General features: G+C 58.5%; 26 protein-coding genes and 2 tRNA genes. 15 read left to right on the plus strand and 13 right to left on the minus strand.

From position 1 onward, the window contains the following. Positions 1 to 86: 86 nt before the first annotated feature. Positions 87 to 644 (plus strand): hypothetical protein, encoded by a 558-nt coding sequence (locus tag HY26_RS05460; protein WP_051599631.1) that lies wholly within the window; start codon positions 87 to 89, stop codon positions 642 to 644. On the opposite strand, the gene purS is transcribed toward HY26_RS05460, so the two are convergent. After that, positions 635 to 880 carry a phosphoribosylformylglycinamidine synthase subunit PurS gene (gene purS, locus HY26_RS05465; protein ID WP_034762847.1) on the minus strand — a complete coding sequence of 82 codons (246 nt, stop codon included), beginning with the start codon at positions 878 to 880 and terminating at the stop codon, positions 635 to 637. The two genes, HY26_RS05460 and purS, sit on opposite strands and share 10 nt — an antisense overlap. Before the next feature lie 92 nt (positions 881 to 972). Next, positions 973 to 1,746: a phosphoribosylaminoimidazolesuccinocarboxamide synthase gene (gene purC, locus HY26_RS05470; protein WP_034762844.1), complete on the minus strand. Its 774-nt coding sequence runs from the start codon at positions 1,744 to 1,746 to the stop codon at positions 973 to 975. 181 nt (positions 1,747 to 1,927) lie between these two features. Here purC and HY26_RS05475 point away from each other — a divergent pair, with 181 nt between their 5' ends. Then, positions 1,928 to 2,248 carry a DUF1476 domain-containing protein gene (locus HY26_RS05475; RefSeq protein ID WP_034762840.1) on the plus strand — a complete coding sequence of 107 codons (321 nt, stop codon included), beginning with the start codon at positions 1,928 to 1,930 and terminating at the stop codon, positions 2,246 to 2,248. 69 nt (positions 2,249 to 2,317) lie between these two features. On the opposite strand, the gene HY26_RS05480 is transcribed toward HY26_RS05475, so the two are convergent. The 3 genes from HY26_RS05480 to HY26_RS05490 form a co-directional block, all read right to left on the minus strand. Then, positions 2,318 to 3,052 carry a family 16 glycosylhydrolase gene (locus HY26_RS05480; protein WP_051599629.1) on the minus strand — a complete coding sequence of 245 codons (735 nt, stop codon included), beginning with the start codon at positions 3,050 to 3,052 and terminating at the stop codon, positions 2,318 to 2,320. A 329-nt stretch (positions 3,053 to 3,381) separates the two neighbouring features. Then, positions 3,382 to 3,987: a 5-formyltetrahydrofolate cyclo-ligase gene (locus HY26_RS05485; RefSeq protein WP_034762838.1), complete on the minus strand. Its 606-nt coding sequence runs from the start codon at positions 3,985 to 3,987 to the stop codon at positions 3,382 to 3,384. Positions 3,988 to 4,262: 275 nt separating this feature from the next. Continuing rightward, on the minus strand, positions 4,263 to 5,333 hold the full coding sequence (locus tag HY26_RS05490) for an esterase-like activity of phytase family protein (protein WP_158531426.1): 1,071 nt from the start codon (positions 5,331 to 5,333) through the stop codon (positions 4,263 to 4,265). Positions 5,334 to 5,439: 106 nt separating this feature from the next. On the opposite strand from HY26_RS05490, the gene HY26_RS05495 reads away from it, so the two are divergent. The 3 genes from HY26_RS05495 to HY26_RS05505 all read left to right on the plus strand — a co-directional run bounded on the left by HY26_RS05495 (position 5,440) and on the right by HY26_RS05505 (position 7,358). Continuing rightward, the gene (locus HY26_RS05495; RefSeq protein WP_034762832.1) at positions 5,440 to 5,904 is read left to right on the plus strand and encodes a helix-turn-helix domain-containing protein; all 465 of its coding nucleotides are present in this window, start codon (positions 5,440 to 5,442) and stop codon (positions 5,902 to 5,904) included. Positions 5,905 to 6,002: 98 nt separating this feature from the next. Beyond that, positions 6,003 to 6,077: transfer RNA gene (locus tag HY26_RS05500), tRNA-Gly, on the plus strand. Between the two features lie 234 nt (positions 6,078 to 6,311). Beyond that, the gene (locus HY26_RS05505; RefSeq protein WP_034762830.1) at positions 6,312 to 7,358 is read left to right on the plus strand and encodes a sensor histidine kinase; all 1,047 of its coding nucleotides are present in this window, start codon (positions 6,312 to 6,314) and stop codon (positions 7,356 to 7,358) included. Here HY26_RS05505 and HY26_RS05510 read toward each other — a convergent pair. Then, positions 7,355 to 8,113 carry a PhyR family response regulator anti-anti-sigma factor gene (locus HY26_RS05510; protein WP_034762829.1) on the minus strand — a complete coding sequence of 253 codons (759 nt, stop codon included), beginning with the start codon at positions 8,111 to 8,113 and terminating at the stop codon, positions 7,355 to 7,357. The two genes, HY26_RS05505 and HY26_RS05510, sit on opposite strands and share 4 nt — an antisense overlap. A gap of 235 nt (positions 8,114 to 8,348) precedes the next feature. On the opposite strand from HY26_RS05510, the gene HY26_RS18830 reads away from it, so the two are divergent. After that, positions 8,349 to 8,534 carry a NepR family anti-sigma factor gene (locus HY26_RS18830; RefSeq protein ID WP_139068735.1) on the plus strand — a complete coding sequence of 62 codons (186 nt, stop codon included), beginning with the start codon at positions 8,349 to 8,351 and terminating at the stop codon, positions 8,532 to 8,534. An 11-nt stretch (positions 8,535 to 8,545) separates the two neighbouring features. Continuing rightward, complete coding sequence (locus tag HY26_RS05515) at positions 8,546 to 9,178, plus strand: sigma-70 family RNA polymerase sigma factor (RefSeq protein ID WP_081812974.1); 633 nt, start codon at positions 8,546 to 8,548, stop codon at positions 9,176 to 9,178. Positions 9,179 to 9,186: 8 nt separating this feature from the next. Here HY26_RS05515 and HY26_RS05520 read toward each other — a convergent pair whose 3' ends face one another. Together HY26_RS05520 and HY26_RS05525 are read right to left on the minus strand one after the other, a co-directional pair. Continuing rightward, positions 9,187 to 9,399, minus strand: coding sequence for a hypothetical protein (locus tag HY26_RS05520; RefSeq protein WP_034762826.1), 213 nt, complete (start codon positions 9,397 to 9,399; stop codon positions 9,187 to 9,189). Between the two features lie 225 nt (positions 9,400 to 9,624). Then, the gene (locus tag HY26_RS05525; protein WP_034762824.1) at positions 9,625 to 10,104 is read right to left on the minus strand and encodes an outer membrane protein assembly factor BamE; all 480 of its coding nucleotides are present in this window, start codon (positions 10,102 to 10,104) and stop codon (positions 9,625 to 9,627) included. 83 nt (positions 10,105 to 10,187) lie between these two features. Between HY26_RS05525 and HY26_RS05530 the strand changes: the two genes are divergently transcribed. The 6 genes from HY26_RS05530 to HY26_RS05555 all read left to right on the plus strand — a co-directional run bounded on the left by HY26_RS05530 (position 10,188) and on the right by HY26_RS05555 (position 13,881). Continuing rightward, positions 10,188 to 10,760: a ubiquinol-cytochrome C chaperone family protein gene (locus HY26_RS05530; protein WP_139068734.1), complete on the plus strand. Its 573-nt coding sequence runs from the start codon at positions 10,188 to 10,190 to the stop codon at positions 10,758 to 10,760. A 56-nt stretch (positions 10,761 to 10,816) separates the two neighbouring features. Beyond that, positions 10,817 to 11,851 carry a phosphate acyltransferase PlsX gene (gene plsX / locus HY26_RS05535; protein WP_034762818.1) on the plus strand — a complete coding sequence of 345 codons (1,035 nt, stop codon included), beginning with the start codon at positions 10,817 to 10,819 and terminating at the stop codon, positions 11,849 to 11,851. A gap of 27 nt (positions 11,852 to 11,878) precedes the next feature. Continuing rightward, positions 11,879 to 12,850, plus strand: coding sequence for a beta-ketoacyl-ACP synthase III (locus tag HY26_RS05540; RefSeq protein ID WP_034762816.1), 972 nt, complete (start codon positions 11,879 to 11,881; stop codon positions 12,848 to 12,850). Between the two features lie 103 nt (positions 12,851 to 12,953). Beyond that, the gene (locus tag HY26_RS05545) at positions 12,954 to 13,247 is read left to right on the plus strand and encodes an integration host factor subunit alpha (RefSeq protein ID WP_034762814.1); all 294 of its coding nucleotides are present in this window, start codon (positions 12,954 to 12,956) and stop codon (positions 13,245 to 13,247) included. A 20-nt stretch (positions 13,248 to 13,267) separates the two neighbouring features. Then, complete coding sequence (locus HY26_RS05550; protein WP_034762812.1) at positions 13,268 to 13,750, plus strand: MerR family transcriptional regulator; 483 nt, start codon at positions 13,268 to 13,270, stop codon at positions 13,748 to 13,750. Positions 13,751 to 13,803: 53 nt separating this feature from the next. Beyond that, positions 13,804 to 13,881 (plus strand) — tRNA-Pro (locus tag HY26_RS05555). Positions 13,882 to 13,922: 41 nt separating this feature from the next. Here HY26_RS05555 and HY26_RS05560 read toward each other — a convergent pair. The 5 genes from HY26_RS05560 to HY26_RS05580 all read right to left on the minus strand — a co-directional run bounded on the left by HY26_RS05560 (position 13,923) and on the right by HY26_RS05580 (position 19,341). Then, positions 13,923 to 16,088, minus strand: coding sequence for a S9 family peptidase (locus tag HY26_RS05560; protein WP_034762810.1), 2,166 nt, complete (start codon positions 16,086 to 16,088; stop codon positions 13,923 to 13,925). 129 nt (positions 16,089 to 16,217) lie between these two features. Continuing rightward, positions 16,218 to 16,619, minus strand: coding sequence for a peptide-methionine (R)-S-oxide reductase MsrB (gene msrB, locus HY26_RS05565; RefSeq protein ID WP_112073092.1), 402 nt, complete (start codon positions 16,617 to 16,619; stop codon positions 16,218 to 16,220). Positions 16,620 to 16,742: 123 nt separating this feature from the next. After that, the gene (locus tag HY26_RS05570) at positions 16,743 to 17,198 is read right to left on the minus strand and encodes a MaoC family dehydratase (RefSeq protein WP_034762806.1); all 456 of its coding nucleotides are present in this window, start codon (positions 17,196 to 17,198) and stop codon (positions 16,743 to 16,745) included. Between the two features lie 138 nt (positions 17,199 to 17,336). Next, positions 17,337 to 18,482, minus strand: coding sequence for an aminotransferase class V-fold PLP-dependent enzyme (locus HY26_RS05575; protein WP_034762804.1), 1,146 nt, complete (start codon positions 18,480 to 18,482; stop codon positions 17,337 to 17,339). A 43-nt stretch (positions 18,483 to 18,525) separates the two neighbouring features. Then, entirely contained in the window at positions 18,526 to 19,341 is an 816-nt protein-coding gene (locus HY26_RS05580; RefSeq protein ID WP_158531428.1) for a helix-turn-helix domain-containing protein, read from the minus strand. An 80-nt stretch (positions 19,342 to 19,421) separates the two neighbouring features. Between HY26_RS05580 and HY26_RS05585 the strand changes: the two genes are divergently transcribed. Next, positions 19,422 to 20,369 (plus strand): NAD(P)-dependent oxidoreductase, encoded by a 948-nt coding sequence (locus HY26_RS05585; RefSeq protein ID WP_255342741.1) that lies wholly within the window; start codon positions 19,422 to 19,424, stop codon positions 20,367 to 20,369. Beyond that, a complete protein-coding gene (locus HY26_RS05590; RefSeq protein ID WP_034762800.1) occupies positions 20,366 to 20,749 on the plus strand; it encodes an EthD domain-containing protein in 384 nt (127 codons plus the stop codon). The genes HY26_RS05585 and HY26_RS05590 overlap by 4 nt, the downstream gene beginning before the upstream one ends. Positions 20,750 to 20,788 lie beyond the last annotated feature (39 nt).

The following is a 20,788-nucleotide window of genomic DNA, read 5'->3' on the forward strand; positions in this document are numbered from 1 at the left end:
GACCAGAACGCCTATCCGGAAATCGATAGTGATTTGATTATGGGAGCTATGTCTGGCTTTCTTTTGGAAGATACCGGAGAAGCCCCATGCGAAAAATACTCGTCTTACCGGCGCTTGCTGTGACTGCCTGTTTGGCTTTAACCGTCGAGGCCGGTCAATCCACGCCGGCGCCAGCCGCTAACCCACCGCCGCCATGCAGTGACGCGGTTTATCACCAGTTCGATTTCTGGATTGGGGACTGGAACGTTTACGACCAGGCCGGAAATCTCGCGGGCACGAATTCGATCCAGCCAGCGGAGCATGGTTGTCTCCTGATTGAGCACTGGACCAATAGCGGGGGCGGTACCGGACAAAGCTACAATTTCTTCGATCCCGGTACCGGGAAATGGCGCCAGATCTGGGTGAATGCAGGCGGTATAATCGACTATTCCGGCGGGCCGACCGATACCGGATCCATGCTGCTGGAGGGAGAGATCCGCAATCGTGGTGGAGTCGGCGTGGCGCCATTCACGGGGGAGTGGACTCTGAATGCAGATGGCTCAGTCACACAGCACTTCCGGCAAAAAGACACCGAAACGGGCAAATGGTCTGACTGGTTTGTCGGGCGTTATGTGCGCAAGGACGAGGAAGCCGATCAGCCCTGAAGATCGATGCGATAGCTTTCGATCACAGTGTTCGCGAGGAGTTTCTCGCACATCTCTTTGACGCGGGTATTTGCGTCTGCCTCGCTGAGCCCATCTTCGAGGTCGAGTTCAATGACCTTGCCGATGCGGGCGCCTTCCACTTCCTTGTACCCCATACGTGCCAGCGTATCGGCAACTGCCTTGCCTTGAGGGTCCAGCACGCCGTTCTTCAGGGCAACATGCACAATGGCTTTCATCCGATGGTCTCCTGGCGGGGTGCGAGTCGCGCCTCATCTAGCGCAATTGCCCGGCGATTGGAATATTTTCGGCAGTAACAGGGTAGTCCGGTTTACTTGCCGCTGTTGAAGCTGACGACGTTGTCGGTTTCTCCGGATTCCCGGATAATTCCGAGGCGGCGCGCGACTTCTGCATAGGCTTCTGTTACCCCGCCGAGGTCGCGGCGGAAGCGGTCCTTGTCCAGCTTGTCGTCTGTTTCGAAGTCCCACAAGCGGCAGGAATCTGGGCTGATCTCGTCGGCCAGCAGAATGCGCGGGATCTCCGCATCGCCCTCGAAATAGCGGCCGAATTCCAGCTTGAAGTCGATCAGGCGGATACCCACGGCTGCGAACAGGCCTGACATGAAATCATTCACGCGCAGGGCGAGGGAAACCAGATCGTCATATTCCTGAGGGCCGGCCCAGCCGAAGGCGGCGATGTGTTCCTCTGTCACCAGCGGATCATGCAGCGCATCGTCCTTGTAGTAGAACTCGACGATCGGACGAGGCAGGACCTGGCCTTCTTCAATGCCGAGACGCTTGGCCAGAGAGCCCGCAGCCACATTGCGCACCACAACCTCCAGGGGGATGATCTCGACCTTCTTGATCAGCTGCTCACGCATATTGAGGCGGCGGATGAAGTGGGTCGGAATGCCAACGCCAGCCAGGCGGGTCATCATGAACTCGCTGATGCGGTTGTTCAGAACGCCTTTGCCATCCAGAACAGCGCGCTTCTGGGCGTCAAAAGCCGTCGTATCATCCTTGAAATACTGAATAAGGGTGCCTGGCTCCGGACCCTCATAGAGAATCTTGGCCTTGCCTTCATAAACGACACGCCGTTTGTTCATGGATAAACCCCTTTCATGAGCCCCTGTAATGGGGCCGGGACGGTCTCACTGGACAGGAATCGCCGCAGCCCCTCCGCTAGCGGCTCCTGTTACGCCAATCCGTCGCGGGAAACAATTATTGCACACACCTTGCCGAGGACTCTATATCCCGCCAAGGTCTAGTTATTGGAAAGGTCCTGTGATGAGCACATTCAACGATCGGGAGCGCGCGGAAGAAGCGCGGTTTGCGCTCACCGAGGAACAACAGTTCAAGGTCATGAACCGGCGGAACAAGCTGCTCGGCTTGTGGGCCGCGGGTGTCATGGGCATGGGGGAAGACGACGCAGAAGCCTATGCGAAAACGGTCGTACTGTCGGACCTCGAAGAAGCAGGCGACGAGGATGTTTTCCGCAAGGTTCGTGCAGACCTCGACAAGGCCAAGACGGGCACCAGCGATGCGGAGATCCGCGAGCAAATGGCGGTCTTGCTTCCGGAAGCCCGTTCGCAGGTCATCGACGAATAATAGAGTATCTTTATTGTATTCAAACAAAGCGGCGCTGCTCCGGTGGAGTGGCGCCGTTTTATGGATGTCTCATTCGCCGGCTGCCGGGAATTGCGTGCCGGGCTGGAAAATATCAGCACAGCGGCGAGTATTCTCGCCAAGCGGCGTGTAGGAGATGCAGGAATAGTAAGCTGAACCGCGGTCACCGAAGTCCGGAGCGCCGTGCCATTGCTGCAGTTCTTTCTTTCCGGTCCAATTGCTCACGAACAGTCGCCCGGCATTCTTGGGCAAATGCGGATCGTTCACCGGCGTCTGGTAGATCAGCTTCCCATCGACATACCAGCTGATGCCTTCAGGTTTCCAGTCGAAAGCATAGAGGTGATCCTGCTGGGAAGCGTCAAACGGCAATTTGATCCGCGCGCTGTTGCCGGTTTTGCCTTTATGGAAGTAGTTCAGCTCAACGATGCTGGTGTCTTTCCCGACGAATTCGATATCGATCTCGTCATGCGGGTTGCCAAAATAGGGGCCGGTGTAGGTGAAAAAAGCTGACACAAGCCCGGATCCCTTTGCCGGGCGCATGATCGTTTCATAGCGACCGTAACCATAGGTGCCGAGTACCGAGACCTCTGCCAGTCCGTACGGCTTTTTCGGATTTCCCGTCGCTGTGACGTCCAGACGGAGCCCGTCAGGACCAGACACCACATTTTCGCGAACCCAGTCGCCGCCCTGGAAACTGTCGTCATTGCTATGCTCGGAAATGTAAAATCGCTCTGCTGGCAGGCCGTTTCCGAGAATGGAAATGAACGCGCCATCTGACTTCAGCATCGGTGCATCAGGCTGCAGAGTGTAGGGACCTTCCCGGCGTGCAGGAATTTTCTGATGTGTGTTTACCGAGCGGTTGGGGATCCAGGGGACCACGGGGGCCATGTCGGCGACCCGCGGGGCAGCAGCCCGGTTGGTGGGTGACTCGGGAGGTTCCGACGGGTGTCGAAGAGCCGAAAAAATGGCGACGCAAAGGGCAAAAGCCACCACAACCGCAGCCACGACGGCCCGGGGTTGCCAGTCCTGTAAGAAGTTCTTCAGGCTGCGATCTGTAGTGTCTGTTGGCATTCGATGGTCCGATCTCAATTCGGGCCATCGCAAGAAACGGGCCATTAACCCTGTTTCAGAGCCGCCATATTGCGCATCATGAACAGCGGAATGGAGCCTGCCGGAGTGATGGCCCAATCAAGCGGTTGATCGTGCGGTTCAGCAGGAACATCGTCGATCTGCTGGGCGGCATAAGCTACCGCACAGGCAAATGCCCGGCCTTCGGATCTTAACGTTTGCAGCGCCTGATCGTAGTGGCCTTTACCATAGCCGAGGCGATTGCCCTTCGCATCGAACGCCAGCAATGGGGTCAGGATAAGCGTTGGGTGGGCTTCAGGAGCATCCTCCGTGGGTTCGCTTAAGCCGAACGGGCGTCGCTCCAGCGGTTCGCCAAAGCTCCACAGGCGCCATGAAATCCCGCCTTTCGGCAACATCCGAGGCAGGCACAGTTCAGCCCCTGCGTCAGCCAGCCGCTTCATCAGCGGCATAGGGTCCAGTTCCTCATTGATCGGGACATAGCCGGAAACGACCGGACCGTAGCGCTGCAGCAATTTCATCGGAAACAGGTCAGCGATTTTCTCTGCAGCGTCGGGATCGCGCGCAGCGGCTTCGGCGCGAATGGTGCGCATTCGGTGTCGTAGTTGGATCTTATCGGGCGGAGCTGAGGTCATGCAGCCAGCCTTAGAGAGGTCCGGCCAGGGCGTCACGCCCTCTTAAACGCAAAGGCTGCGGGAAATGTGCACAAGAACCGCAACCGCCGCAGGGCATATTCACTCCCGTCAACCTAGAGACTAGGTGGGCGCCGGATGAGACGGGGCCACGGCCCCATCCAGATTGCCAGCTCCCTGACGGAAAGTAAGGTCGCCGGAGATCAGTCCCTTCGCGCACGCCGCAGCCCTTGTGCAAGATCAGATGTAGGCGTGAACGCGCTCGATTGTAAGCGGGATTATTCTGAAGCGACTGCAATGTCGAAGGCGAGCAGGAGCGTGCGCTGCTGTGGATTGAAATTATCGTCGGAGATAATCCAGACCCGGGCCATACCGTCTCCAAGGTCCATGACGGTGATGCCTTCGTAATTGTCGACAGCCAGCGGGCGGGTGAGAACGATCTCCCTGTCGCCGTTCCGCCAGTGCAACACATTGCGATTGCCGCGGATGGGATCGTAGCTGCGGAATAGCCAGAAGGTCTCGTCCTCGCCGTCAATTTGAACAGTATCAAACCCGACAAAGGCGTAACCGGCCGGATTGGGCGCGACTTCGTCTGTCCAGCCAGCTTCCTGGAGGTTTGCCACCGCGCCGATAGGCGAATGACCGTTCTCCACTGTCTCGTACCCGAACAGGATATTGCCTTCTGGAGTGACTGTGAGGGCTTCAGCACCGCGATTCTCATCGACGAGGCGGTCTGCATATGTGTCCGGCAACGGGCTGATGGAGGCCTCGACCGCGGCCGCCCCGCAGCGATCCAGGTCAAATGCCGAGATGCGATGGGTGCGCTCAAAACTGACTATGGCAAGACCATTCCGGACCGCCAGACCCTCAGCATCCCCCAATGACTTGCCTTGGAGCAGATTACCGTCTGCTCCCAGCATGTAGGCAAGCTGACCGTTACCGTTGGGTGTGTCGTTCTCAAGGTTGATCCAGACAAACGCACCATCATCGGCAACCGCGAGCAGGTTGCCGTCGCCGTCGAGTGCGAGATCGGAAAGGCCGCCAAAGCTCGCATTATCCGACGTCAGTGCCCATCCACCAGCATACGATACATCATCGGAAAGTCGCTTGGCGATCTCGTCTTCAGGCCCAAGTTCGATTGGACTGGCGGAAATCCTGATCGGGGCTGGAGTCGAATAGCCAGTTCCTGCCGGGCAGGAAGCCTCGGAAAGGCGCTCTGCGACCGTGTCCAGACTCCAGGCTGAGTCTGCGTCTGGCATGGCGACCCTGGGCGCCTCCGGCATGTCCGGCGTACCGGTGCAGGTTGCGAGCAGAAGCAGGGTGGCAAAGTGAATTGAGCGGCGCAGCATCGGGACCTCGGTTTCAAGGGAGCGTCTGCCTGTGCCTTGCGGCAAAAACGTGAAGGCTTCGCGAAGAAGTCTGGATTTCAAATGCGAACCCATTCAGGAGTTGGATATGACGCAGATTCCTCTTGCCCGCCGCTCACCCGTTCAGCCGGACGCCTGTAATCTCGCAAAGGCGATTGATGTGGTCGGGGACCGATGGACGTTGCTGATCCTGCGTGCCGCACTTTATGGAGTGCGCCGGTTCGACGACTTTCAGGCCGAACTTGCCTGTCCGCGCACAGTCTTGTCTGGCCGGCTAAAAAAGCTGGTCGAAGACGGCCTGTTGACGAAACGAACTTATAAATCGCCGGGAAAACGCTCCCGTCCGGAATATGTCCTGTCTCCCATGGGTTTGTCTTTGCGACCGATTCTTATCGGCTTGACCCAGTGGGGCGATGCCTGGCTTGGTCAGGGGGAAACGCCGCCAATCAGTTTCACAAAAGCAGGCTCCAAATCAGCGATCCGCGCTGCTTTTGTGGATATTGAAGGGAGAGAAGTGCGCCCCGATCAGATCCGCCCCGTCCTTCGCGGATGATTTGTGCAGTGGCGCCGAAATTCGGCCTTGCAAAGCCGTGCGCTATGCGCTTAATCACGCCTCTCGGCAGCCCCGGTTGCCGCATACCCTATCAGGACGCGGGCGTAGCTCAGGGGTAGAGCACAACCTTGCCAAGGTTGGGGTCGTGAGTTCGAATCTCATCGCCCGCTCCAATTTAATCTCAGAAAGAGTTAAGGCATTTCCGCCTGTGGCGGTTGGTCATCCAGCCGCTGCCGGGCAAGGATCGAAGCCTCGCCAAAAGTGCCCCAGCCGAAACGGACATGCCTGCCCCATGGCTCTTCTGCATTTTACGGCTGGTGATGGATTAACGGCCTATGCAGACTCTGTCGTCAGGATAGAGCAATAATAAAAGCTTCCTATCGAGCATCAGTGTGAGGAACGGCGCAATGTCGGCTTTGCCCACTCCAGAACATTCGGACACGAGTGCAGCTGAAGTCAGCCAGCACGTTGTCGCTGGATTTGTCGAACAGTCGATGGTCCCGACCATGGCGTTGGACAGGGATTTGCGCTTTGTTTTTGCAAATGCGGCATACTGCAAATCGTTCAGCGTTTTGAAAGAGCAGCTGATCGGCAGGAATGTGTTCGATGTGTTCGATGTGGCTCCGGAGGTCGAGGCATCTTTCCGGAAGAATTGGATACTTTCCTTCCAGGGAAAGAGAACGCGTTCCGAAGTTCAGAAGTCCATTGTCAAAGGGCGGGACGGTACCAGTCGTCCAATACACTGGCAGTCCACTCAGGAACCATTCTATGGATCCGATGGGCAGGTTCAGTATGTTGTCCAGCGTGTGGAGAACATCACCCACCTGGTTGAACTCCAGCAAAGTCATGATGTCATGACAGCTGAGCTGGACCATCGGGTGAAGAATTTTGTCTCTGTTATCCTTGCAACGGCCCGGATCACAAGTGCTTCGGCAACGTCAGTAGAGCAGTTCACGGATGATTTCTGCAGCCGCATTGATTCAATGGCAAGAATCTATTCGCGCATGTCATCTTCGGGATTGAAGGGCCTGCAGTTGAGGAGCTTGTTTGAAGACGAACTGGCTCAAATTTCGAGTCAGAAAGCTATCCGATACAATCTGAAGGGAGAAGATGTTCAGCTTACGCTGAAGTCAACCAGGGATGGCGGCATGGTCATCCATGAATTCGTCACCAATGCGCTGAAACATGGTTGCTTTTCTCAACCGGAAGGCCAGCTGGATGTGGAATGGAGCGTATCGGGAAACCTGCTTCGGGTCCTGTGGGTCGAATCAGGCCTGACCGGGGTCAAACCGCCCAAAAGAGTTGGGTTTGGTACGCGCCTGACAGAAATGTTGCCCAATGCGAAAGTGACACGCGACTACAAGGATACCGGGCTGACGATCGAGTATACCGTGCCGATCGAACTCGTCATCGAGGAAGCGGAAGTGGACGATAACTGGCCGGCAGAAAGCTAGCTCGCCGCTTTGGTCAGAAGGGCCTGGCTGATAACCGTTTTCACGTGATCGGCCCGGAATGGCTTGGGGATGAGAAAAGCAGGCTCATTGGCGCGGCCTGAGAGTAGGCGTTCCGGAAAGGCGGTGATAACGATGCTGGGAGCTTTGTGGAACTTTATGATCTCGTCCATTGCGTCCAGGCCGGATGAACCATCTGCAAGCTGAATATCAACCAGCATAAGACCCGGACTGGTCGCACGAGCTTCTCTGACCGCTTCTTCCCGTGTGGTTGCCCGGGCGACCATGTTGTGGCCCAGGCTTTCAATGATCTCCTTCAGCTGGAAGGCAATCATCGCTTCATCTTCAATGATCAGAACGTCCGTTGCCAGCGAAGAAGCAAGGTCTCGTTCGGCCTCTTTCAGAATGTTCGTCAGGTCTTCTGGCCCGATTTTAAGAATCATTTCCACAGCGCCCGATTCCAGCTGCTCGACGGCAGTCAGAAACAGCGCGCGACGGGACAGTGATGACAGACTCTGAAAAGCAGGAATAGACTCAGTCGGCGTGGGCAACTGGGCTGGGTCTGCGAGGATTGAATCAAGTAGCGCAAACAGGTCGATTCGATCTTTTGGAAGTGGTGCATCTGATGGCTGCGGCTTCAGGACATACTCCTGAAGCATGGCTTCGACGCACAGATCTCCTGTCACTTGGTCGCCTGTCATCGCCCGGGAATAACGGCGCAGATAAGGCAATTCCTTGGTAACGAGTTCGTATAACACGCAGCGGCCTTCTTGGATTAGGATTATATCTTGTAGATTCCATAGAATAACAAAATGGCAATAAAACCGTTTAGCTATCCTGTCGTGACGAAACACGGTCGTTTATGAACGCATTCTTAACCCCATAAGGGCACCTTTTAGGTCATTGTTGGGCAAATGAGCGATTGGGTACGTTCATGAGTCCTAGGTGAAGCACTGTGGGGACATTCTATTGGGGTATCTGGCGAGGTCGCGGGTGGCGACAATCGAGCCGTTCAAGCGCACGGCACCATCACTAGCAAGACAGAGGGTATTGGAAGGAGCAATTGGCGACGCGCTGCGAGCAAACTTCAAGCCTGTATTGGATGAACCTCTGCCTGAGCGTCTGAAGGAAATGATCGAAAAGTTGCGTATAGAGGAACAACAAAAGAAAGGCCGTTGATTGTGACCAAAGTGTCTCCGGTTTGTCAGGAAGAACTGCCGGGTTCCGAAAATGAATGGTCGTTCGTTGATGAACTTGAGCGGCTGATTCCGGAGTTGCGGGCCTTTGCCCGGAGTTTGTGTCGTGAGCGCGAACTCGCGGATGATCTTGTTCAGGATACGTGTTTGAAAGCCTGGCAAGCGATCGATTCTTTCGAGCCGGGTGCGCCGATGCGGCCATGGCTGTTCCGAATTCTTCGAAACGAATTTTATCAGTATTCCCGGCGTTCATGGCGTTCAGCGCCGCTCGAACAGGAAGTTGCTGAAAATACGCTGGTGGCGCCAGCCGATCTGGATGCCAGGATAGATTTCAAGGTTCTGCAGGCAGCCATGTCCGATCTGCCGGATGTGCAGCGCGAGGCGCTGATTCTCGTCGTCGCGGCCGGTTATACCTATGAAGAAGCGGGTGAGATCTGCAACTGCTCGCCAGGCACGATCAAAAGCCGGGTCAGCCGGGCCCGCGAAGCGGTCGTGTTCAAAATGCAGAGAGCAGATACAGGTCAAATCGGAGGCTCGACGCGGGACGATAGCCGCACAGCCAACGGCCATATCGATTTGATAACCGATATCGAAGCGCTTGCGCGGGGCATGTTCAGCGCCGCCTGACGTAGATGTCAGTTTATATTTTCTGTTCCTTCGAACTGGTCGAAGGCCTGATCGGCGCGCGCCAGCCGTTCGCGTGCACGGTCCCGGATATGTTTCACCGTCTCAGTTGGTGGCAGCAGACCCGCTTCCGCAGCTGCGTCCTTGAGCGACGCATAGGCGCGGGACTGTCTGGAACTCGGGGCGCTTGTCCGCCGGCCGAACAGGGAGAACCTGATTGCCATAACCCAATCTCCTTGCATCCCTGCAAAACACGCCGATGGCATGGTTCGCTGGGTGAGCGGGCCGCTTTCTCGGAAATGCCCGGGGCTGTCGCGCCGCCCAGCTGCTCCTATGGAGCTTATGAAGAATTATTACCGCGAATACGCCTGTTTGACGAATTATATTTTCCTTAGACTCGCCAGAAGGGTGATCTAAAGACGCTTTTGTTGCGCTGCACAAAAAGTCCGCTAGCGGCGTCGTCCCGTCGGATTATCTGGGGTAATCTCGTCGGAATTCGGCAGGCGAACATTGCCGACCGAGCCGAAGATCTGCTCCCAAAGGCCCAGTTCGCGTCCACGAGTCGGGGTTTCACGCGAAGCGTAATTAATCACCTGGCCATCTTCTGCGCTGTATTCGAGAACTTCTTCAACCTTGTCGTCGGTTCCGAACGCGATGGCTGTAATTTTCCGGGTTTTCACCTTGGGGCGATAGAACGCGATCCGCTCCTGAAGTTCGGACATGTAGATCCAGGTGTTGTCGTCGAAGAGGCTCTTGGTCGACGGGGAGCCGAGCTGTGCCAGCACGGTCGAGCGCGTGTCTTCGCCGGGTTGGATGTCACCGGGCTGCGCCTCGTCAGCGACATAGCCATGGTAGTCGCGGCTGGGCGTCAGGCACGCAGTCAGCGGAAGGGCCAGAAGGCCTACGGCCAGAATTGCGCGTCGCGCCATCGGCAAACTCCTGATAGTGGTCCGCGTCAGACCTAGCGGTAGCGATACGGCTTTGGCAAGCGCATCAGTGCAGGAGAATACCTTTGGCAGGCATCTGGAACCCGTTTCGGAACGCTAACGCACAAAAGCGACGGGCCGATACACTGTATCGAGGCCTGATGGGCGCTGCGCTCTCTCCGGAAGCTTATGCAGCAGGCGTCGTGCCGGATGACATGGATCATCGCGTCCAGATGGTTGGTCTCCACGCCGCTGTGCTTGTCTGGCAGTTGACCAGGAGACCGGAAAAAGTGCTGCAACGGCTACCGCATTTGATTCACGCTCGTGTTTTCGACGGGTTTGACGCGTCTTTGCGGGAAACCGGGGTCGGCGACGCGTCAATTGCCCGGAAAGTTCGCAAGCTGGGCGAGCATTATTACGGTCTCGGCACCTCAACCGCAGATGCTCTTTCCCGGCCAACCATTGAGCGCGCTGGTGCACTTGAAGAGGTCCTGAAGCGGAATGGTGTTGCAACTGCTGGGCGTGAAGCGGAGCTTTCACAATATCTGGTAGCAGTCGCCAAAGCGTTCGAGACAGCCACTTCAGACGCCTTTTTGTCTGGCACGGCTCCTTGGCAGACCTTCCCTGCGACAAGCAGACCCGGCGTTGCCAAGGTCTGAGGCGCGCCTTAAACAGCGCGAACGGCTCTCAGCAGGGCCTGAATCCGGAAGGCACCATGACTCGCGGAACGATCCTGTCAGTTGATGCAATGGGCGGGGACCACGCACCGGGCGTGATCGTCGATGGCGTTGCAGTATTCCTGAAGGAGCGTCCTGATTCCCGCGTCCTGCTGTTTGGTGACGAGCCTTCCCTGACCCCGCTGGTGGCCGCGCATGCCGGGCTTTCGGCCCGTTGCGAAATTGTCCACTGCGAGCACAAGATCACCAGCGACATGAAGCCAAGCCAGGCGCTGCGCCGTGGCAAAGGCTCCTCCATGTGGAATGCGCTGGAAGCCGTGAAAGAAGGCCGTGCGAACGCCTCTGTCTCTGCAGGGAATACCGGCGCGCTTATGGCCATCTCGATGCTTGTCTTGCGCAAGATGGATGGCGTGCACCGACCAGCCATGACAGCCATGTGGCCAACCCTCGCTGGACGCTCAGTCGTTCTGGATGTCGGTGCGAATGTTGAGGCAGATGCCGCACAGCTGGTCTCGTTTGCGATCATGGGCGAGGCATACGCCCGTGCGACCTTGGGCAAGGAGCGTCCGACGATCGGCCTGCTGAACATTGGCTCAGAAGAAATGAAGGGGCATGACGAAGTGCGCCAGGCCCACGAGATCCTGCGGACTTCCGGTCTGGACCTCGATTATCGGGGCTTCGTCGAGGGCGATGATATCTCCATGGGCGCTGTCGACGTGGTTGTGACTGACGGCTTCACAGGAAATGTGGCCCTGAAAACGGGTGAGGGGGTGGCCCGTATGCTGGGCACTCGAGTGCGGGAGGCCCTGACGAAAAGCCTCGCGACGAAGGCAGGGGCGGTGCTTGCTTCTTCAGGCCTGAAACAGCTCCGTGAGCAGATGAACCCCAGCAATGCCAATGGCGGTGTCCTGCTCGGCCTGGGCGGTGTCTCCGTCAAGAGCCATGGCGGCACAGACGCGCAGGGCTTTGCCACGGCATGCCGACTGGCAGCAGACCTTGCGACAAGTCACTATCCGGAAGAGGTTGCTGCAAATCTCGCGCGTATCCAGAAGAAAGGGGCGGCGGCTGGCTGAGTGAGCCACCCCAAAGAAGGAAACAAGATGGCACGGCGTAGTTTCATCCGCGGGACAGGTGGTTATCTTCCCGAAAAAGTTCTGACGAATGACGATCTGTCGGCAATGGTCGACACATCCGATGAATGGATTCAGGAGCGCACAGGCATCAAACGCCGCCATGTTGCTGCCGAAGGTGAACTGACATCGGATATCGCGACAGCTGCAGCCCGGTCTGCGCTGGAGGCGGCCGGCGTGCCGGTCTCCGATGTCGATCTCATCGTGCTGGCGACGACAACTCCGGACCAGACCTTTCCGGCCACCGCGACGGCCGTCCAGGCCAAGCTTGGCATGACGGGCGGCGCCGCTTTCGATGTCCAGGCTGTTTGCTCTGGCTTCCTGTTTGCGCTGGCAACGGCGGATTCCATGTTGAGGCAGGGGCTCTTCAATACAGCGATTGTCATTGGCGCGGAAACGTTCACGCGCATTCTCGATTGGTCGGACCGTGGCACCTGCGTCTTGTTCGGGGATGGCGGCGGCGCGGCTGTGTTGCAGGCTGAAGAGTGGACGGGTGACAACCTCGCTGGCGTGATCACGCACCACATCCGGACCGACGGCACGAAATCAGATCTTCTTTATGTCGACGGCGGTGTCAGCTCCACCGGCACGATCGGACATGTGCGCATGGAAGGGAACCGTGTGTTCCGGCACGCCGTGACCAATATCTCGTCCGCCATTCAGGCCATCTATGATGAGACCGGCCTGACAGGCGATGACATCGACTGGTTCGTGCCGCACCAGGCCAACAAGCGGATTCTCGATGGCGTCGCAAAGAAGATGAACATCGCCGAAGAGAAGGTGATCGTCACTGTCCAGGAGCACGCCAATACATCGGCAGCGTCCATCCCGCTGGCGCTGAACCATGCGGTTCGTTCCGGCCGGGCGAAAAAGGGCGACCTGATCCTGTCAGAGGCGATGGGTGGTGGCTTTTCCTGGGGCGCTAGCCTGTTCCGCCTTTAAATTCAGGCGACAAGCTCCATTATTTCACGGATATTAGCTGACGGATGCGCTAGTAATCCGTTAACAATCCTTGGCTATATCTTAACCAGATCGGGAGAATCCCATGTCCAACCAGACCATCACCCGCGCCGAAGTGACCGACAAGATCGTCAGCGAAGTCGGTCTGACCCGGCAGGAATCGTCGGATCTGCTCGACCGGACGCTGGATATGATCGGCGCGGCGCTGGAGCATGAAGACGAAGTGAAGCTCTCCCGGTTCGGCAATTTCGTGGTGCGGTCCAAGGCCGCCCGCGAGGGCCGCAATCCGAAAACCGGGGAGGAGGCCACGATCGCTGCACGGCGCGTTGTCACCTTCCGCCCGTCGCCGATGCTGAAGGCGCAGGTCGACAATAATTAGATATCCAGGAAGGAACAGACATGAGCGCCAGCCGGGCCCGAATCGAAAAATCCGCGACCGCATTCCGGTCCATCGGAGAAGCAGCTTCGGAACTCGGCATCGAGACGCATGTCATCCGCTACTGGGAAAGCAAGTTTCCGCGTGAAGTCCGCCCTGTGAAGCGCCCCGACGGGCGGCGCATGTTTCGTCCACAGGACGTTGACGCACTACGCGCCATCCAGATCCTGGTGCATGAGCGCGGCATGACTCTGAAGGGCGCCAAGTCACTGATTGCGGAACAGGGCATGTCTGCCGTGCTGAATGGAGAGGCTACGCTTGGTGCAGGTGCACCTGTCGGCAGCAGCCCGGCGCGGGACCTTCAGGAGAGCGTCGCGAAGGCGTTCACAGAAGACGCTGCAAAAGGCCTGACGGACGATCGCCGTGCTCGTCTGGAAGGGGCTCTGACGGAATTGACCGACATCAAATCCCGCATCGACGCAGCGCTCGGGCGGCGCGCAGCCTGAACCCACATAATTCATTGCACACACCGGGCGGCTTGGTTACAAGCCGCTCTCGTCGGAGCGTGGCGCAGTCCGGTTAGCGCACTAGTCTGGGGGACTAGGGGTCGTGGGTTCGAATCCCGCCGCTCCGACCATTTCTCCGTCGTGCGGAGAAATGGTCGTCACTCCGAAAGCCTTATTTCTTGGACAAATCCACGTCTTCAATCTGGCCGACTGCGGCGAGGGCAAAGGCGTATTCCGTGGCGACTTCTTTCAGGCCTTCGAAGCGGCCTGAGGCGCCGCCATGGCCCGCTTCCATGTTGATCTTGAGGAAGTACGGTCCGCCTTCCGGCGCATCGTGACGGAGCTTTGCCGCCCACTTGGTCGGTTCCCAATAGGTCACGCGCGGGTCCGAAAGGCCACCGGTGATGAACATCGCCGGATAGTTCTGGGCCTTCACATTGTCATACGGGCTGTAGGTGGCGATCTGGTCGTAGTCTTCGGCGCTGATCAGCGGGTTGCCCCATTCCGGCCATTCCGGCGGCGTCAGCGGCAGGCTCTCGTCAGACATGGTGTTGATCACGTCCACGAACGGCACTGCGGCGATCATGCCAACGAACAGTTCCGGGTCCATGTTGGCGACAGCGCCCATGAGCAGGCCGCCAGCGGAGCCGCCCATCGCCACGACCTTGTCCGGCGCCGAATATCCATTGTCGACCAGGTAGTGTCCGGCTGCGATGAAGTCCTTGAACGTGTTGGTCTTCTTCTCGAGCTTCCCGTCCAGGTACCACTGATAGCCCTTCGCCATGCTGCCGCGCGGATGCACGATGGCGTAGACGAAGCCGCGATCGACGAGACTCAGGCGGCTTGTCCGGAAGTCCGCCGGGATGGTGATACCGTAGGAGCCGTAGCCATAGAGCAGCATCGGCGCGGTGCCGTCGATCGGCGTGTCTTTGCGGTGCAGCAGGGTGACGGGCACTTCCACGCCGTCCCAGCTGGGCGCCATGACGCGTTCGGCGACATAGTCGTCGGGATTGTGGCCCGATGGCACTTCCCGCGTCTTGCGAAGGATGCGCTCGCGCGTGTTCAGGTCGTAGTCGTAGACCTGGTCCGGTGTGGTGGGCGAGGCGTACTCAAACCGCAGCATCGGCACGTCGTAGTCGTAGCCAGAGTCGAGCCCGAGATCGTAGGCGGCTTCATCGAAGCTGATCTCATGCTCTGCGCCATCGCCGCGGGCCCGTACGACGATCCGGGGCAGGCCGTTCTCGCGCTCCATGCGTGAGAGGTAATCCTGCTGAGACTGCAGGCCGAGAATCAATGTGCCGGGCCGGTGGGCAATGACTTCTTCCCAATGATCACGCGAACTGGCTTCGAATGGCGCGCGCATGACCTTGAAGTCGACGGCCCCGCCTGAATTCGTGGTAATGTAGAATTGGTCATCCCAGACGACGACCGAATACTCCACGCCGTTTTCACGGGGAGCAATGGTGTGCAGCGTCGGGGCGTGCTCGCTCGCATCGAACCAGTGCCACTCAGATGTCGTGTGGTTCGAGGACGTCACGAAGATCTTCTCGCGATTGGCGGACTTGGAAACGCCAACGAAGAAGCCGGGATCCTTTTCCTCATAGATCAGCGTGTCTTCGCCGGTTTCGAGGTCGCGCTCGTAGACGGCGTCGGGCCGGGCGTTCTCGTCGCGGTGCACCCAGAAGATGGACTTGCCGTCCTCACTCCACTCGAACGAGCCGTAGCTGTCCGAAATCGGTTCTGCCGCTGCTTCGCCAGTTTCGATATTGGTGATCGTGACTGTGTAGAATTCGCTGCCCTGTGTATCGAGCGCGTAGGCGATCACGCTATGATCCGGTGAGGTATCGATGCTGCCGAACGAGAAATAGTCAGTGCCTTCCGCCATCTTGTCGCCGTCGAGCAGAATGGTCTCTTCGGCATCCGGAGTGAAGGCATCGGCGGCGTCCTTCCGGGCGATGATCGGATATTCGCCGCCTTCGCGGTAACGGGAATAATAGGCGTATGGGCCGTCAATCTCCGGAACGGTGGAGTCGTCTTCCTTGATCCGGCCTTTCATTTCCTGGAACAGGGTTTCCCGCAGTTCCGCGGTCGGTTCCTCGAAGTTTGTCTTTGTGTAGGCGTTTTCAGCTTCAAGGTACTCGCGGATGTCTGCGCGCAGGACGGACGGGTCGCGCATTACTTCCTGCCAGGCGTCATCCTTCATCCAGTGATACGGATCCACACGCGTGCGGCCGACCTGGGTGATTTCGAAATCCACCCGCTTTGCCACTGGGGCTGCCGGCGCGGTATCGGGCGCTTCGGCAGCCGGTGCAGCGGCGAGGTCAGTTTTCTCGTTCATTGTACATCCTGAGAGAAGGGCTGCTGCGGCGACGCCAGCCAGCAGGGAAAAGTTTCGCATTTTTTGCTCCAACCAGAGTGTTCCTACCTTGGTTGCGAATGGAGCAGCGGAGGATGGGCCTGTCCAGACCTATTCGTCCGGACGGAAGTCCAGGACCACCCCATTGATGCACCAGCGCTCGCCGGTCGGCGGCGGACCGTCCTTGAAGACGTGCCCCATGTGCAGGCCGCAGGTGGCGCAATGGCACTCGGTGCGGGGGATGATCATCTTGAAGTCGGTCTTGGTGCCCACCGCGCCGGGCGTGATCGGCTGCCAGTAGCTCGGCCAGCCGGTGCCGGAGTCGAACTTGTGCTCGGACGACCAGAGCGGGGTGTCGCAGCCCTTGCAGTGATAGGTGCCGGCGCGCTTTTCGTCATTATAGTTGCCGGGCGTAAAGGCGCGTTCTGTGCCTTCTTTCACGCCGACGCGGTATTCCTCTTCGGTCAGCAGTTCCCGCCACTCGCGGTCCGAACGGTCGATGCGCTGGGTCATGTGGGGTCTCCTTAGCCGGGCAGGATCATATAGGCGTGGCGGCGGCATTTTTCACCAGCGCCAAAAACAGAACGGCCGCCCCGGAAGACGGAGCGGCCGAAAAAGTGTCACGTCTTCAGTGGCCTACGCGTAGAGGACAGTGATGGACTCTGCGACGAGGGCCGGACGCTCCTGGCCTTCGATCTCGACGGTGGCTTCCATTTTCATCTGCTTGCCGCCGGCTTTCGGCTCCACCGACAGGCATTTCTGGCGCAGGCGAACCTTGGAGCCGACCGGCACCATGTTCGTGAAGCGCACCTTGTCGGAGCCGTAATTGATGCCGCGGGTCGTGCCGGTCACGCGCATGACTTCGGCGCCCAGCATCGGCAGCAGGGACAGGGTGAGGAAGCCGTGAGCGATCGGGCCGCCCATGGCCTTGGTGGCTTTCTCGACGTCGACGTGGATCCACTGATGGTCGCCGGTTGCGTCGGCGAACAGGTTGACGCGGTCCTGGTCGATCAGGTGCCAGTCGGACACGCCGACTTCCTGACCTGCAATGGATTCAAGGTCATCGAAGGCGACGACGCGTGGGTTAGCCATGGAGTCCTCCTAATAAATGTGCTGGCCTGTTTTGGCGCGTCGGCCGGGTCGGGGCAAGCCTGACGGTAGGGTAATTCGCCCGTGAACCCGGAGATTACGCCATGATCATACCGGACTATGCCGGATCATCGCGTGACCTCAGGCGTTCAGATGATGCGCAAGCCTTGCGATAAAATGCTCCACATCGGCATCGCTGGTGAAGAGGTGCTGGGTGATGCGCAGCCGGTCGCCCCGCCGCGAGACATAGATGCCGTCCTCCTTTAGCCGGGCCGTAAGGTCGGCCGGCACGCTGTCCGGGAGGTGCGGGCAGAGATAATGCGCGCCGCGGACACTTGCCGGCGGACAGTCGAGCCCGATCGCCTCCAGTTTTCCGGCCAGCGTCGCGTTCCGGGCGCCGAGCGTTTCCTGGATGTTGGCGACGCCCCAGTCGAGGATCGTCCGAATCGCCGACTCGAACGCCGGCAGCAGGGCGAAGTTGGACCGTTCGCCCATGTCGAAGCGCTGGGCGCCGGGGCCATAATTGTCGGTATAGTCGATCAGGCGCGCGAAGTTCGACGAGCCTTCCCGCGTGATCCAGTTCTGCTCCAGCGGCGTGCCGTTCCGGTGCTGCGGGGCGACATAAAAAAAGCCGGTAGCGTAGGGTGCGAGCAGCCACTTATAGGCGGCGACGGCTACGAAGTCTGGCTGCACGTCCTTCACGTCGAAGGCGAGCGCGCCGCAGCTCTGCGTCAGGTCCAGCACCAGGGCGGCGCCGACCTCGCGGCAGCGCTTGCCGATGGCAATGAGGTCCATGCCCGCCCCGTCCGTCCAGCGGACATTCGCGCAAGCGACGAGCCCAGTCTGCGGCCCGATGGCGCCGAGCAATGCATCCGACAGGGTTTCGTTGTCGTGGGCACCGATCGTGCGGATCGTGGCGCCTGTTTCCTTCGCCAGTTGACGCCAAGTGTAGACGTTGGACGGGAACTGATCCTCCAGCAGCAGGATTTCCTGCCCCTTCGACAGGGGCAGGTTCCGCGCCGCCGTGGCCAGCGAATAGCTGACGGAGGGCGAGAAGGCGATGCCGTCTGTGTCCGCGCCGATCAGCTCTGCGAGCAGTGGGCGCAGGCGTTCTGTATCGGCAAAGAACTCCGTGTCCGGAATGGTCCACGGATGGAGCTTTCGCGCGAGGCCTTTCTGCCCGGCCTCGACCGCGGCCTTCGTCATCGGCCCCATCGTGGCGGTGTTGAAATAGGCGACATCGTCGGGGATGTCGAACAGGTGGCGCTGGTTCGGGATCTGGGTCATGGCATCTGGTAACGTGTGTCGAGTGCCCGTGCCAGTGGGTCGATCAGTATTTGACGCTTGTCGCTACCGGGTGAAACGTATCGAAGCGAACGCCACTCAATAATGATTCATATGGGGCGCCGAGCGAGGTCAGGATGGAGTCATAGGCTCGCTGTCCGTCCGGCAGGTCAAAAATATACCGGGTGGCAAGCCCGCCGGCACTTCCAGTCGCAATACTGGTCCAGCGACTGGCAAATCCGGGCATGGTTGAAACCCGTTCGAGGACTGCTCTGAAAGCAGGGTTCTCGCTGGCGAGGCCCGTCTCGTAACGGACATGGCGGACTGTGGCGTCGGCAATCTCCTCCCAGTTTATCAGTTTGGGCCGCAAAAGATCTGAGGCGAAAACAAGTTCCAGAACGTTTATGAAAGGAGAGGCGGCAAATATGTCTCGGCCAAGCAATCCCCTGAAAACGTTGCGCGCCAGGTCATTGGCATCGATGACATCCCAAATCTGATCCTTGACCAGAAGGGGTACGCTCGCATTCGCAACTTTGACCTGTTCTATAATACGTCGCACCTGCCCGCGTTCCTGCGGAGCTTTTGGGTTTATGTCTGGCAGAGGTTTGAACCCTGAGGCCAGACGTAATGTGTTGTGCTCGGAGGATGGAACATCCAACCCCAGCATTATGGCATTCAGCATCGCTTCGCTGGGGCGGGCCTTGCCGCTTTCGAGAAAACTCAGGTGGCGTGTGGAAGTGCCAAGGTCGAGGGCGAGATCCAGCTGGCTGAGGCCAGCCGCTTGGCGCCACTGCCGAAGCAGATTGCCTAGTGTTGCTGGCAGGTAACCTTCCGGTCCGGTTATTTTTCCATCTTTGGTCACCCAGTTCGCTCCCGAACACCTCTCGCGGACCATCTTAGCAAAAGCGTCGGTGTGCAACATGACCTTGCTGGTTATCGCCGGTGGCGGAAGTTTCTGCACATATCGCCTGGAACGAACGGAGCGACACAATGCAGGATCTATCAGGACGGTCTATTGCCTGGATCGGAACCGGGACCATGGGTGGCCTGATGGCGACCCGGCTATTGGATGCGAGAGCCTCCCTGACAGTCTGGAACCGCACGTCGGAACGGGCAGCACCACTTGTCGGGAAGGGCGCCAAATTTGCCAACTCTGCGGCAGAGGCCGTCCGTCATGCGCACTTTGTAGTGGTAATGGTTGAGGGGGATTCCGCGTCACAAGCTGTCTGGAACGGGAAGGATGGCGTGTTTGCCGGTCTGAGACCGGATGCGATTGCCATCGACTGCAGTACGCTGTCTCCTGTCCGCACCCAAGCGCTGACTGAGCGAGCCGGGCGGCTGGGGATGCGATTTGTTGCGGCTCCTGTATCGGGGTCACTTCCTCAGGCAGAAGCAGGAACGCTGATGTTTCTGGCTGGTGGTGCCGAGAGAGATATTGAAGAGGCCGGCATTGTGTTCCGGCATCTCGGGAAGGGGGTGCATGATCTCGGGTCACCACCGCTCGCAAGCCTGTCGAAACTTGCCGTAAACGGAATGTTGGCTTGCCAGGTCGTGGCGGCGGCCGAAGCTTGCGGATTCCTTGAACGGGCCGGGCTTTCGTTGGATGCGGTTTCAAAACTGCTTGCGCAGACGCCCGTTGCCAGCCCGATCACCATGGCGACTTTGCGGCAGATCGCAGCAGGAAATTACGATCCACTGTTCCCGATTTCAATGGCGCTCAAGGATCTTGAGTACCTTGCTTCTGCCTCTGACTATCTGGGTACGTCATTGCCAATGACAAATTGCGCGCAAGATTTGCTTGACCGCGCACGTCCCTGGAAATCGCAGAACATATCTGCCGTGGCCAAACTCTTCTCTCCCAGTTTACCTGTAGAAAGGATCAGGAAATGACCGTCAAAACAATCATGTGCATCCGCCGCAAGCCAGGACTTAGCCGCGAAGAATTCGAGGACCACTGGATGAATATGCACGCTTCTCTGATTGATCGGTTGAAAGACGATTTGAGAATTGTGCGTTACGTCCAGTCAAATGCGAATGAGGACATCGTCAGTGCGGTCCTGCGCCAACAGCGTAATGGACCGGAGAAGTATGACGGCATCGGGCAAGCCTGGTTCCTCTCAATCGAGGATCTTGTGGAAGTCGCCAGCAGCCCAAGTTCTGCTGCTGCGCTGGCTGCCCTTCGCGAAGACGAACTCAAATTCATCGATCTCGAAAACTCACCGATGTTCGTTGTCGAGGAAACGACCGTCTTCGGTACAGGTCCACACTGATCATTCCGCTGGAGCGCCGCTCCCTAAGATCGCGCAGTC

Source organism: Hyphomonas sp. GM-8P, from assembly GCF_003263315.1.
In the GTDB taxonomy this organism is placed as follows: Bacteria; Pseudomonadota; Alphaproteobacteria; order Caulobacterales; family Hyphomonadaceae; genus Hyphomonas.

Coding starts and splice junctions, on each gene's coding strand:
- HY26_RS05485 (WP_034762838.1), bottom strand. CDS start 3,987: ATGACCTCAGCTCCGCCCGATAAGATCCAACTACGACACCGAATGCGC.
- HY26_RS05545 (WP_034762814.1), top strand. CDS start 12,954: ATGTCCAACCAGACCATCACCCGCGCCGAAGTGACCGACAAGATCGTC.
- HY26_RS05525 (WP_034762824.1), bottom strand. CDS start 10,104: ATGGCGCGACGCGCAATTCTGGCCGTAGGCCTTCTGGCCCTTCCGCTG.
- HY26_RS05495 (WP_034762832.1), top strand. CDS start 5,440: ATGACGCAGATTCCTCTTGCCCGCCGCTCACCCGTTCAGCCGGACGCC.
- HY26_RS05475 (WP_034762840.1), top strand. CDS start 1,928: ATGAGCACATTCAACGATCGGGAGCGCGCGGAAGAAGCGCGGTTTGCG.
- HY26_RS05560 (WP_034762810.1), bottom strand. CDS start 16,088: ATGAACGAGAAAACTGACCTCGCCGCTGCACCGGCTGCCGAAGCGCCC.
- HY26_RS05505 (WP_034762830.1), top strand. CDS start 6,312: ATGTCGGCTTTGCCCACTCCAGAACATTCGGACACGAGTGCAGCTGAA.
- HY26_RS05570 (WP_034762806.1), bottom strand. CDS start 17,198: ATGGCTAACCCACGCGTCGTCGCCTTCGATGACCTTGAATCCATTGCA.
- msrB (WP_112073092.1), bottom strand. CDS start 16,619: ATGACCCAGCGCATCGACCGTTCGGACCGCGAGTGGCGGGAACTGCTG.
- HY26_RS05575 (WP_034762804.1), bottom strand. CDS start 18,482: ATGACCCAGATCCCGAACCAGCGCCACCTGTTCGACATCCCCGACGAT.
- HY26_RS05520 (WP_034762826.1), bottom strand. CDS start 9,399: ATGGCAATCAGGTTCTCCCTGTTCGGCCGGCGGACAAGCGCCCCGAGT.
- HY26_RS05490 (WP_158531426.1), bottom strand. CDS start 5,333: ATGCTGCGCCGCTCAATTCACTTTGCCACCCTGCTTCTGCTCGCAACC.
- HY26_RS05480 (WP_051599629.1), bottom strand. CDS start 3,052: ATGCTGAAGTCAGATGGCGCGTTCATTTCCATTCTCGGAAACGGCCTG.
- HY26_RS05540 (WP_034762816.1), top strand. CDS start 11,879: ATGGCACGGCGTAGTTTCATCCGCGGGACAGGTGGTTATCTTCCCGAA.
- HY26_RS05550 (WP_034762812.1), top strand. CDS start 13,268: ATGAGCGCCAGCCGGGCCCGAATCGAAAAATCCGCGACCGCATTCCGG.
- HY26_RS05460 (WP_051599631.1), top strand. CDS start 87: ATGCGAAAAATACTCGTCTTACCGGCGCTTGCTGTGACTGCCTGTTTG.
- plsX (WP_034762818.1), top strand. CDS start 10,817: ATGACTCGCGGAACGATCCTGTCAGTTGATGCAATGGGCGGGGACCAC.
- HY26_RS05590 (WP_034762800.1), top strand. CDS start 20,366: ATGACCGTCAAAACAATCATGTGCATCCGCCGCAAGCCAGGACTTAGC.
- purS (WP_034762847.1), bottom strand. CDS start 880: ATGAAAGCCATTGTGCATGTTGCCCTGAAGAACGGCGTGCTGGACCCT.
- purC (WP_034762844.1), bottom strand. CDS start 1,746: ATGAACAAACGGCGTGTCGTTTATGAAGGCAAGGCCAAGATTCTCTAT.